Raw genomic sequence first — 12,245 nt, forward strand, 5'->3', positions numbered from 1 at the left:
AATTACTCGGTCAAGGTTTTTATGGCTTCGATCAGTTTATGGATTTCATCTTTGTTGGTGCCATCATATACGCCGCGAATCTGTTTACTCTGGTCTACGAGAACAAAATTTGGAGTATGAATAAAATCTTGTAAACCGCCATCTCCATAATCCACAGCCGCAAAATAACTTTTACGGGCCAGGTTATAAATAAGCGCTTTGTTGCCTGTGGTTATGTTCCATTTTGAATCCATAACCCCATTTCTAAGGGCATATAGCTTTAGAACTGAGACGCTATCCATTTCAGGAGTTACGGAAATGGATAAAAACATCACATCGGGGGTATCCCGAAAAACCTCTTGTAGCTGTGCCATATGGTTTGTCATTACAGGACAGATGCTGGGGCATCTTGTAAAAAAGAAGTCGGTAACATAAACCTTCCCCGCATAGTCCTCCTGGGTAACGATTTCCCCGTTTTGATTAATCAGTTCAAAATTGGCAACTCTATGTGGTGCCTCATTTTTTTGTAAGCTGATGTCTACCAGCTCCGAATTGAAATCTTTCGGTCCCAGAACAGGTAATTCAGAGTTTTTTTTGAAGATTGTATAAACAGCTGCCAAAATACCAAGTACAATGAGCACCATTGGTATTTTGGAGCCGTTTTGATTTAATGATGAAGGTTTTTCCATTTATAAGATTGAACTTTCAATGGAGATATCCGAATGCTCCCAAGCCTTGTCAAACTCATCTTTTATAGCCTGTGCTTCTTTCATTTTGCCTTGGGCCTTCAAGCTGTTGTGCAGCCCCATCAACGACCAGCCATTTTGTCTGAGAACGCTTAAATCTTCTCGATAGACCTTTTCAGCTTCTTGGTATTTTTTGGCATTCATCAAGACTGCGCCTAAGTTTTGTCTAGTGGGAATGTGCCAAGCAGCGGGTTCCGTGTAGGTAAGCCCGTCCTCAAATTCAACCGCTTTGGTCAGGTGTTCAATCGCACTGTTGATGTCTCCGTTCAAGGCGGACAGTTCACCCGCGACCAGTTCATAAGCAATGTTGGCGGCATTAACTGATGGGTTGTGTGGTGTCGCCACAAGGGTTTCCAAATCAGGGTCATTTTTTAAGGCCTCTAGGGCATCCAGTTCTTCCTGCGCTTCTTTTTTGTTCCCTTTTCGCACAAATGCCATTCCCCGGGCATAGTGTCTGATCAGGCTCAGGTGCTTTATGTCTGGATTGGGGGCAGGGATGGTCAGGATTTCATTCCATTTGCCAAAACGCGTATAGGCCAGCATAGGAGTAGAGGCAAAGTCTTGGAGAAATGGCATGGTGATAAATTCGCCCACGGGAACTTTTTCAGCCGTTTTCTTTGCGGCATCAATGGCAATATCACTATCACCCAGCAAGCTGGCTGCGGACCATAAAAAATGGATGTTGTGTGGATAATATCCCAAAGGATACAGTCCTTGCGAATAACATTGTGATATATAATCCTCATCTGCTAAAATAGCCGCTTGATTGGCCTTTACAGCGTCTAAATAACGCCCAACCCGAATGTAGATATGTGAGGGCATGTGTACAATATGCCCAGCCGCTGGCATGAGCGCTCCTAGTTTATCGGCACTGGCCACGCCCAAATCTGGCTTGGGCAACTCCACCATATGAATATAGTAATGGTGAGCCCCAGGGTTGTTTGGATTGATTTCCATTGCCTTTTCCAAAGCAGCCTTCGCTTCTGGAATGTTGGGCGATGGATTTCCTTCTTGGTCCCAATAGTTCCAAGGAACTGTATTCATTACTGATGCAGCATAAAGAACCTGTACCTCGGCATCTTCGGGATACTTTTTCAACACTTTTGCCATTTCGTTCATATAGGCCATGTTCAATTCCGTGACATCTTTAGTGAGATCTTCACTATACCTTGCGGTAAGTGCCTGAATTAACGCCTGCTCTTTAGGGGTGGCTGAGGCCATAAGACTTTTAGCCTTTGCCATGGCTTCGTTGGTTTTTATTTTTCGGTCTTCTGGGGGCAATGGGTCGTTGATGTTTGGTCCCAATGCGTATGCCTGCCCCCAAAATGTCATGGCCGAAGTTGGGTCTAAACGGGATGCTTCCATAAAAGATCGGTGTGCCTCTGCATGGTTGAACGCGTAAGTGAGACGGAGACCTTGATTAAAAAATGTCTGGGCTTTTTCATTGTTGGTAGTAATGGTGTAACTCAAATCGCCTAAATTTTCAAAAAGAGGGGCGATTTGTTGGGTTGAATCCACCACATCCAAAAGGTAAGTGGTAGGGGTGCATTTAATAAAGCTGAATGATGCTTTTTGTCTGTCCTTGTTCACGATTGATTGGGTTTCATCGGTAGTAAGGTGAATAGCCATTAGCACCGCAAGCGCCAAAATGGCCAAACTCAGTTTAGTTTTCATGATATGGTATTGTGTGTTAGGTCTGTGGCGCTCAGAATTTATTACGCCATTGGGGGAAAGTAATCAATTGGATTCCAAATGAAAATGGAACCGACTGTTCTGTCAATAAGTGCTAAAGTAATTAAAATTAGCATTTAAAGAAAGAAAAAAGAAGCGATATGGATGGCTTTAAACCTAATCCAGCTTAACAATCGCTGAGAAAAACACCTACGGCTAAACCACCTTCGGAGGTTTCCTTGTATTTTGAGCTCATATCCTTGGCGGTTTCCCACATGGTGTTCACCACCTTGTCCAGAGGAACTTTAGTTTCTTTTGGGTCAGTATCAAGAGCCAACTCTGCGGCATTGATGGCTTTAATGGCCCCCATGGCATTTCGTTCAATACAAGGAACCTGAACCAATCCACCGATTGGGTCACAGGTTAAACCCAAATGATGTTCCATGGCAATTTCCGCAGCAATCAACACTTGTTCGGGGGAACCGCCCATAAGCTCGGTAAGCCCAGCCGCAGCCATGGCCGAAGACACCCCAATTTCTGCCTGGCACCCGCCCATGGCCGCGGAGATGGTGGCCCCTTTCTTAAAAATACTGCCAATTTCACTGGCGACCAACAAAAACTGTCGGACATCATCAAAATCGGCATCATGGTTTTCAATGACCATATAGTACATCAAAACTGCGGGAATAACCCCCGCGCTGCCATTGGTAGGTGCGGTAACGACCCTGCCCAAGGAAGCATTGACTTCATTCACGCTGAGCGCAAAGCAACTAACCCATTTGATGATCTGTCGGAATTTGACTTCAGTATCCCGAATGCTCTCCAGCCATTCCTGTGGGTTAGAGTAGGGGACATCCCCTTTTAATTTCTGGTGCATTTCAAAGGCACGGCGTTTTACATTGAGTCCTCCGGGAAGTTTACCTTCGGTATGGCAACCCACGTACATACATTCCAGCATGGTGTTCCATATGTTTTGTAATCCATGGTCGATTTCCTCGGGAGTGCGCAGCGAAAGTTCGTTCTCCCATACAATTTCTGAAATGGATTTACCTTGATCCAAGCAGTGTTGAAGCAATTCATTGCCAGTCTTTACAGGATGGGGAAAGGTCTTAAAAGTCTCTTTGTTTTCTTTGGAATGGATGAGTTCCTCCTTGACCACAAAACCACCGCCAATGGAGTAATAGGTCTCAGTGGCCTGTTTACCATTTGTTAAGCGGGCTTCAAATTGAATGGCATTGGAATGAAAAGGTAAAAATTCCTTTTTAAAGATAATATCCGTTGCAAAATCAAACGGAATTTCCCGAATTCCCCCAAAACTCAATTTTTGATCAGCTTTTAGTTTTTCAAGTGCAGTATCAATGCTTTCAATGGGAACGGTTACCGGGTCGGTGCCCAGCAATCCCATCACCACGGCAATATCCGTAGCATGCCCTTTTCCAGTTAAGGAGAGGGAACCGTAAAGATATACCTTGATTGTGGCGACATCATCAAAAATGTCTTGGTCTTTCAACTCGCTTATCCATCGTTCAGCAGCCCTCCACGGACCCAAGGTATGGGAGCTGGAAGGCCCCACCCCGATTTTAAGCATATCAAAAACACTGATACATTCCATATAAGCAATTTGCTGTTTCAAATATAACAACCTACATGATATAAAATCAGGATTAACACAAAAGGAATTACAAAGAAATTATGGTGACATTCCTGCAATTTTGCCGAATCTCCCGCCAATTCAAACCAAATAGCTGACACCTTGTCAGATTCTTTTACGTGGCATAATCATTGACCTTTTCTGTGCGAGCTTAAAAAGAAACTGTAAACAGATATAACTTTAGATACAATGAGCAAAATTATAGGTATTGACTTGGGTACGACCAACTCCTGCGTCTCTGTAATGGAAGGTAACGAACCGGTGGTGATTCCAAATGCCGAAGGTAAACGTACCACTCCTTCTGTAATTGCATTTGTGGAAGGTGGAGAGATAAAGGTAGGAGACCCTGCCAAAAGACAGGCGGTCACCAACCCAAACAAAACAATTTATTCGATAAAACGATTCATGGGTAACAAATACTCTGAATCCAGCAAGGAAGCAAAACGAGTGCCTTACAAGGTGACAAAAGGTGATAATGACACCCCACGTGTGGATGTGGATGGTCGTTTGTACACCCCTCAAGAACTTTCGGCCATGATTCTTCAAAAAATGAAGAAAACTGCAGAAGATTACTTGGGACAGGATGTAACCCGTGCGGTAATCACCGTTCCTGCATATTTTAACGATTCCCAAAGACAGGCCACCAAAGAAGCTGGTGAAATTGCCGGTCTTACTGTGGAGCGAATCATCAACGAGCCAACCGCAGCCTCTTTGGCTTATGGACTTGATAAAAAGGACAAGGACCAAAAGATTGTGGTATTTGATTTTGGTGGTGGTACACACGACGTTTCCATTTTGGAATTGGGAGATGGTGTTTTTGAAGTGTTGTCAACCGATGGTGATACCCATTTAGGTGGTGATGATGTTGACCAGAAAATTATTGACTGGTTGGCCGAGGAGTTCAAGAAAGATGAGAACATGGACCTTCGTGAGGATGCCATGGCGCTTCAGCGTTTGCGCGAAGCTGCTGAAAAGGCAAAAATTGAGTTGTCATCTTCTGCACAGACAGAAATCAACCTGCCTTACGTTACCGCAACTTCATCCGGACCAAAGCACTTGGTAAGAACACTATCGCGCTCCAAGTTTGAACAACTGATTGAAGACTTGGTGAAAAGAACCATTGCACCCTGTGAGAAGGCGTTGAAATCTGCAGGTCTTTCCAAAAGTGATATAGATGAGATTATTCTGGTAGGGGGTTCCACCCGAATCCCAGCGGTACAGGAAGCTGTTGAGAAATTCTTCGGTAAAAAACCATCCAAAGGGGTAAACCCAGATGAGGTTGTGGCCATTGGTGCCGCTATCCAGGGTGGTGTATTGACAGGGGATGTAAAAGATGTACTTCTGTTGGATGTTACGCCACTTTCATTGGGTATTGAAACCATGGGAAGCGTGTTCACCAAATTAATTGAGGCGAATACAACAATTCCTACCAAGAAGTCACAGGTATTCTCCACCGCGGCGGACAATCAACCCTCGGTTGAAATCCACGTGTTGCAAGGAGAGCGTCCTATGGCAGCGGATAACAAAACCATTGGTAGATTCCATTTGGATGGTATTCCACCAGCGCCAAGAGGTACGCCTCAGATTGAAGTGACCTTTGATATTGATGCCAATGGCATCATTAAGGTTTCTGCAACCGATAAGGCCACTGGTAAGTCTCAAGATATTCGGATTGAAGCTTCTTCCGGTTTGACCGAGGAGGAAATCAAAAAGATGAAAGCTGAAGCGGAAGCCAATGCCGAAGCTGATAAAAAGGCGAAAGAAACTGCCGATAAGTTGAATGAGGCTGATGCCATGATTTTCCAAACTGAAAAGCAGTTGAAGGAATTCGGTGATAAATTGTCCGATGACAAGAAAAAACCGATTGAAGATGCTTTGGAAGAGTTGAAGAAAGCTTATGAGAGCAAGGACCTTGCAGTAATTGAACCTGCTTTGGAGAAAATCAACGAAGCTTGGAAAGTTGCCTCTGAGGAAATGTACAAAGCGCAAGCCGATGCAGCCCAAGCCAATGGTGCTGATACAGCTGGAGCCCAAGGTTCCGCTGCAGGTGATGCCAAAGAAGGCGATAACGTTGAGGACGTAGACTTCGAAGAAGTCAAGTAGCCCGTCCTGAGCGAAGTCGAAGGATAGATTTTGAAGAAGTAAAGTAAACTTCTAAATAAATAGAGTAAAAAAACCCTGACTCACCGTCAGGGTTTTTTGTTTGCTTGATTTTGGGGATTACGCGGCATTCAATTGCCGCATTTCCATTTCCCGAAGCTTTTGTAGGGCCTCGGATTTTGAGTTAACATTGAGTTTTACGTAAATGTTCTGGATGTGAAAATTTACGGCACTTGGTGTTACGCATAGTCGGTCCGCGATCATTTTGTACGTGAACCCTTGTGTAAGGAGCTCAATGATTTGGTTTTCCTTTCGTGAGAAGGAATCAAACGTCTTCACCTGAAAGGAACTGATGATTTTCTTGACCAAATCGTGCTCCAAGGCCACGCCATGTTGGTCCAAAGCTTCAACAGCAGTGAACAGTCGTTCTTTGGTCAACGGCTTGGTAAGATATCCGCTGGCTCCTTTTTTAAAGGCTTCCTTGATGAGTTTAAAATCGTTCTTTTTGCTCATCATCAAGACCTTGAGGTCTTCGTCCTTTCTAAAAAGGTATTCCAGTCCGTCAATACCGGAAACTCCAGCTAAGGAAACTTCCGAAATCACAATATCCGGATTGGTACGTCCAAAATTGGACAATAGGTCGTGCACGGATTTATAGATGCCGTGCAATTCATACTCCATCGCATTTTCAAAATAAAACTTATAGATGGGATATAGGCTCGCATCATTGTCAATGATTGCAATTTTTAAAGGTTTAGTTTTCATGATAAGAAAGATTTGGGGGTCTGACTCTTTTACATAATTCGCCTTCCATTCCGCCCAAAACTGGGCAAAAGGTATACCGTTCGAAGTATTTTCAAGCTTGATGGAACGACAAAGTCTTAGGCATTTTCCGCGTTAAGTAGGTATACGGAAATACCGTTGGCGTATATCAAAATTGAATATACCGATTATTAATCCCAATGGGATTATATCAAAAAAGTAGTTTAGAGAAGGTAGTAGGTCACCTAAAAACTGAGGTTGAAAATGGGTTTAGGAATCCCTTTTTTCCGAGAGTTGTAGTTCTTTTTCATGACTAATAGATTTGGGTTTGTATTATTTCAAGAATTAAAGTAGAGATTTTTTTACTGTATTAGACGAAATTGTAGCTTTTTTCGTTCAAATGCATTCTTGCATTCAGCCTGAAAAAGGGTGTATTTTGATGTTAATAATCTGTTGGTCAGTATATTGAATAAAAAAAACAGGGTGCTTTTTATGGCACCCTGTTTCTGCTGAAAAAATCGGTCAGATTGAAATAATACAACCCGCTTTCTATGATAGACTGTCAGTTCCCCCTGTCTTTCTTATCATGGTCATGTGTGTTTCAATCTCGGCTATGAAATGGAATCAAATGACACCTCAGGTAGTTGACCGATTAAGTGTTTATGTTTTATTTATTTGTCTTCGAATGAGTTGCTGGTATATTCCACACCGTCATTCATCGCAGTCTGTAGGCTGGTTCCGTTATCGGCAACATTATCATACCTGTTTTCGGTTTTCTTACTATTCCCGTAAGCTACCGTATATTGAGAGATGGTTTGGTTTTGACCTCTGTTGCTCACCACAAAACCCAATCCTTTTTCTGGGCTCAACTGAATGGCATAGTCATCGCTATCGCTATTGATGTGGTTACCCAAGTTAACAGAAGGGGTAAGAGTGTTCATCACCACCTGGGTAGCGTAAAGGTCCAAGCCGCCGTAGCCATCACGCCCCTCTGAGGCAAAGAACAATAGAGTTCCGTTATATAGGCTTGGGTAAAGTTCATCCTCTTTGGTATTGACTTTGGGTCCAAGGTTTTTGGACACACCTAAGCTTCCATCGGCCTTTATATCGGCTACATAAATATCATATTTACCATAGCTGCCGCGCATGTTGGAAGCGAAGAACAAACGCTTTCCGTCTTCAGAGATAGTGGGGTGCTTGGCAGAGGCATATTTTGGGCATACTTCCATTTTGGTAATGTTTTTCCATTCACCATTTATGTTTTCTGCTCTGTAAATTTCGTGGATAATCTCTTTTTTGGAGAATACTCCGTATAAAGGCTTTTGTTCTGAAGTTTTACTAAAGTAAGCCGTTTTTCCGTCTTTTGTGATGGTCATGGAGGGAACATACCCATCAATAGTGGATAGGTTACCATCCAAAGTTGTACTGACTAAGTCTTTGGCCATTTGGGCCTTGGCAGTTGCACTGCAAAAAATAATTCCTGAAACAAGTAGGCTGTAAAAGATTGAACGTGTCATGATATTAGATTTGGGGGTTAATAACATCACAAAGATCAAAAAGATTCAGAGGGAATACTTATGAATTTTTCATAGGTTTTCAATTTTAACGGATAAAAAGTGCATTTCATCGAAAAAATTTGAGCAGATTATCGATTATTTTGCCTTAACATGCTGATAAACGGAAATATTAGGTCGATAAACGATGTATTTTTCCTTTCAAATAAATTAGGTTCTGCCTTAATAGAAGTGAATTTTTACAGGTTTGTTGCTGTTTTTCAATAAGATGGACCTTGAAATTCCTCGGTTTTGGGTTAAAATCAACCTAGATTCATTTGTGACTTGATAAATTAAAGACACTGTGCTAATTGTTATTTCTAAATCGAGTATGTACATGCAAATCATATCATTTGCCGTAACTTCGCCTATGTTTGAATTAGTCTATAACAGCTGAAAAAGCTACTGTGAATCAATGGAGATTACAATAGAAAATATCATTTTGGTGGGGTCAATCCTTTTGCTGATCAGTATTATCGCAGGAAAGACAAGCTATCGTTTTGGAATTCCCACGCTATTGTTGTTCTTGACCATTGGCATGCTCGCTGGTTCCGATGGAATAGGGGGCATCCATTTTGATAATCCAAAGATTGCGCAGTTTGTGGGTGTGGTTTCCCTTAACTTTATTTTGTTCTCTGGTGGGTTAGACACCAGTTGGCAATCCGTTAAGCCCGTTCTTAAGGAGGGAATTATGCTTTCAACCCTTGGGGTTTTGCTTACCGCAGTGGGGCTGGGCTACTTTGTTTTTCTTATCACTGATTTCAGTTTGTATGAAAGTTTGTTGCTGGGTGCCATCGTTTCTTCTACCGATGCCGCAGCCGTATTTTCAATTTTACGGGGTAAAAACTTAGCACTCAAAAAGAACTTGAGACCAACCTTGGAGCTGGAAAGTGGAAGTAATGATCCCATGGCCTATGTACTTACCATTGCATTTTTGTCCTTGGTTCAGTATCCAGAAAGCAGTATACTTTCCGTTCTCCCATTCTTCTTTTTACAGATGGTAATAGGTGGTGTATTGGGGTTTCTTTTTGGAAGGTTGAGTAAAATCATTATCAATAGAATTAAACTTGACTTTGAAGGACTTTACCCAGTGCTAACCATTGCTCTGATGTTCATAACCTTTTCCGCAACAGATTTTATAGGTGGAAATGGATTTTTAGCCATATATATCTGTTCGGTTTACTTGGGCAACCAAAACCTTATTCATAAAAAGACCATTATGCGAATGTTCGATGGTATGGCCTGGCTCATGGAAATTGTTCTCTTCCTAACATTGGGCTTGTTGGTTTTTCCATCGGAGATAGTTCCCTTCATTGGTATAGGCCTGTTAATTGCACTCTTTTTGATTTTTGTCGCGCGACCACTCGCTGTTTTTATCTCTTTGATACCATTTAGGATGAAACTCAGGCGTAGGTTTTACATATCATGGGTCGGATTACGGGGAGCTGTTCCCATTGTGTTTGCTACCTATCCGCTTTTGGCTGGAATAGATAAGGCCCATATGATATTCAACATTGTATTTTTTGTGTCCATCACCTCTGTGCTTATTCAAGGAACTACCTTATCCATGGTCGCCAAATGGTTACATGTGGGGCTTCCGCAGAAAGCAAAACCACTTTCCCCTACGGACGAACTGCTTTCGGAGCACCCCAAAGCCCTTATGAAAGAAATAAAAATTGAGGAAGGCTGTCCTGCAGCGGGATTAAAAATCGTAAACCTCAACTTTCCGAAGAAAGCCATCATTGCCATGATTGAGCGCGACGGAAATTACCTTACCCCAAACGGGTCAACGGTTATTGAGGCAAACGATAAGTTGGTAGTACTTACGGATAAAGTTGAAATTTTGGAAAAAGTTTATGATTCGCTGTCGCTAAATGGGGACATTTTCCAAGAACAAGACTAATTTCCCGTAAACGGTTTGAATAGCTTTTTGACCACATTGGGCGGTTCAAAACGATAACCCACATACAGCACTCCGTAAAACCGGTCGTTCTCGGTCCGTGAATTTTGCCCTTCATTGTACCAACTGGCATTAAAAGTAAGGTTGGCACCGAAGATGACCTTCTTTGAGCTATATCCCAAGTTAAGCCCAGTGGATACAGAGCGGGTTAAATAACTTTTGGTTTCAACCTCTGTAGTGGTTCCATCAAAAGAGGTGCTTTTTGAAAATCGTATACCGAGGGAGGGGGAAAGGTTGCCGGAGGCAAACCAATTTTCGCGCATCACATAGGTGTAATAATAACTTGGAGCAAGCCGGATGTTGAAGAACCGCTCCTTACTGTCAATATCCAGCTCATTAAAAGTAAAGGTATTGTAGTCATAAAACAAGGTGCCCACAAAACTTCCACTGCTTTTCTTTTGCCACTCATTTTGATACACAATATTGCGGTATGAAAAGTTGGGATTGAAGACGTACGAGGTGGACATACCATATTTTGAGCTGGTAAGGTTGCTAAATTGAAGATAGGGGTCTACGCCTTCGGTCCAATCAGGGACAAAATCTCCCGTATTTTTAACATAATAACCCGATACTTTGCTGTATTCCAAGGACTGAACCCATTGGCCAAGAAAAAAACGGAACCGGTAATCGGTAAATGAAGATTCACCCTTTAGGTCTTCATCAGAATTGGCGCCTAAAAATCTTGGGACAATGCCCACACTTACGCCCAGAAACTCATAATCCAAAGAGAGAAATAGTCTGTAAACGTTATTGGGAATCAGATGTATTCGTGTGCCATCATCCTGGTTTCGGTACTGGTATTCATCGGTCTGGGTTTCCAGATTGGCCTTTACTATGATTTTATCCAAGTAAGGCACAAGGTAAGTGCTGTCTCCCTGTTTTATATTGCTTTGCGAAAAACCAAAGGATGTCAAAAAGTAAAAGCAAATAAAAATCAGTCCTAATTGAGGGGGAAAATCTGGTCGTAATTCAAAGTTAGTGCTCATCTAAACACAAGATACACAGCTTATCCGATTCTTGTTCCGTTTTTTACTTTTCTTTCTGGTTGGAGCAAAGTGATTTCTTTATGGTCTCCAACACAACCAAGAACGAGGCATTCACTCATTAAATTGGCAATCTGTTTGGGCGGAAAGTTAATTACAGCTACCACTTGTTTGCCCATGAGCTCTTTTGGATTATAAAGCTTGGTGATTTGTGCTGATGTCTTTCGGGTGCCCAAGTCGCCAAAATCAACCATCATCTTGTAAGCAGGGTTTCTTACTTCTTTGAACTCCTCAGCAGAGATAATAGTGCCGACGACCATTTCAACTTTCATGAATTCATCCCAAGTCAAGTCTTGGGCCATTTCGTTTTCCATGGAATTTATTTTGATTCAAAAATACGGACAACTAGATGGAACAAAAGAAAATACTGGACCGGTTACACAAAAAGTTTATTCATAATAGGGATTTGATGACGATGCTTCCAGGTCAAAATACCACAGAAAACAAAAGTTGTCAAGGCCAAGGCAAACAGGGTTCCTCCATCATTTTGCACAACAACGCCCAGTTTAGTGAGATGCGAAACAATGGCACCTACCATTAGTCCTAGGCCTAGAACAGCACCCAGCCACGTAGTTTTGGGAATAAATAGGAGAATGGCGGCAATCAACTCAAGAATCCCAATTCCAATACGCCCAATGGGTTCCAGTCCCAAAGTTTCAAAGATATAAACCGATTCCGGTGCTGCGGAAAACTTAAAGAACAAGGTCTGCAATAAGATAATAGCAGGGACAGCTTTTAGTACAAGTGGAAGAATAGATTTTAGGTTCATTGTTTGTAAAG

General features: G+C 42.3%; 10 protein-coding genes. 2 read left to right on the forward strand and 8 right to left on the reverse strand.

Annotation, left to right across the window (positions count from 1 at the left end):
- Positions 1 to 2 precede the first annotated feature (2 nt).
- From ACFOWS_RS07875 to ACFOWS_RS07885, 3 genes are all read right to left on the reverse strand, one after another.
- Complete coding sequence (locus ACFOWS_RS07875; protein ID WP_379763382.1) at positions 3 to 668, reverse strand: SCO family protein; 666 nt, start codon at positions 666 to 668, stop codon at positions 3 to 5.
- Positions 669 to 2,399, reverse strand: a complete 1,731-nt coding sequence (locus ACFOWS_RS07880) for a tetratricopeptide repeat protein (RefSeq protein WP_379763383.1) — start codon at positions 2,397 to 2,399, stop codon at positions 669 to 671.
- Between the two features lie 184 nt (positions 2,400 to 2,583).
- The gene (locus ACFOWS_RS07885) at positions 2,584 to 4,008 is read right to left on the reverse strand and encodes an L-serine ammonia-lyase (protein ID WP_379763384.1); all 1,425 of its coding nucleotides are present in this window, start codon (positions 4,006 to 4,008) and stop codon (positions 2,584 to 2,586) included.
- A gap of 228 nt (positions 4,009 to 4,236) precedes the next feature.
- Here ACFOWS_RS07885 and dnaK point away from each other — a divergent pair, with 228 nt between their 5' ends.
- Complete coding sequence (gene dnaK, locus ACFOWS_RS07890) at positions 4,237 to 6,150, forward strand: molecular chaperone DnaK (protein ID WP_379763385.1); 1,914 nt, start codon at positions 4,237 to 4,239, stop codon at positions 6,148 to 6,150.
- Positions 6,151 to 6,267: 117 nt separating this feature from the next.
- Here dnaK and ACFOWS_RS07895 read toward each other — a convergent pair whose 3' ends face one another.
- The gene (locus tag ACFOWS_RS07895; RefSeq protein ID WP_366589538.1) at positions 6,268 to 6,912 is read right to left on the reverse strand and encodes a response regulator transcription factor; all 645 of its coding nucleotides are present in this window, start codon (positions 6,910 to 6,912) and stop codon (positions 6,268 to 6,270) included.
- Positions 6,913 to 7,580: 668 nt separating this feature from the next.
- Positions 7,581 to 8,426 carry a hypothetical protein gene (locus ACFOWS_RS07900; protein WP_379763386.1) on the reverse strand — a complete coding sequence of 282 codons (846 nt, stop codon included), beginning with the start codon at positions 8,424 to 8,426 and terminating at the stop codon, positions 7,581 to 7,583.
- A 451-nt stretch (positions 8,427 to 8,877) separates the two neighbouring features.
- Between ACFOWS_RS07900 and ACFOWS_RS07905 the strand changes: the two genes are divergently transcribed.
- On the forward strand, positions 8,878 to 10,365 hold the full coding sequence (locus ACFOWS_RS07905; protein ID WP_379763387.1) for a potassium/proton antiporter: 1,488 nt from the start codon (positions 8,878 to 8,880) through the stop codon (positions 10,363 to 10,365).
- Here ACFOWS_RS07905 and ACFOWS_RS07910 read toward each other — a convergent pair.
- The 3 genes from ACFOWS_RS07910 to ACFOWS_RS07920 all read right to left on the reverse strand — a co-directional run bounded on the left by ACFOWS_RS07910 (position 10,362) and on the right by ACFOWS_RS07920 (position 12,234).
- The gene (locus ACFOWS_RS07910; protein WP_379763388.1) at positions 10,362 to 11,408 is read right to left on the reverse strand and encodes a DUF4421 family protein; all 1,047 of its coding nucleotides are present in this window, start codon (positions 11,406 to 11,408) and stop codon (positions 10,362 to 10,364) included. The genes ACFOWS_RS07905 and ACFOWS_RS07910 overlap by 4 nt on opposite strands.
- A 20-nt stretch (positions 11,409 to 11,428) precedes the next feature.
- Positions 11,429 to 11,779, reverse strand: a complete 351-nt coding sequence (locus tag ACFOWS_RS07915) for a tRNA-binding protein (RefSeq protein WP_379763389.1) — start codon at positions 11,777 to 11,779, stop codon at positions 11,429 to 11,431.
- A 62-nt stretch (positions 11,780 to 11,841) separates the two neighbouring features.
- A complete protein-coding gene (locus tag ACFOWS_RS07920; protein ID WP_379763390.1) occupies positions 11,842 to 12,234 on the reverse strand; it encodes a DoxX family protein in 393 nt (130 codons plus the stop codon).
- Positions 12,235 to 12,245 lie beyond the last annotated feature (11 nt).

The sequence above is a fragment of the Flagellimonas marina genome (assembly GCF_042651185.1).
Classification (GTDB): domain Bacteria; phylum Bacteroidota; class Bacteroidia; order Flavobacteriales; family Flavobacteriaceae; genus Flagellimonas; species Flagellimonas marina.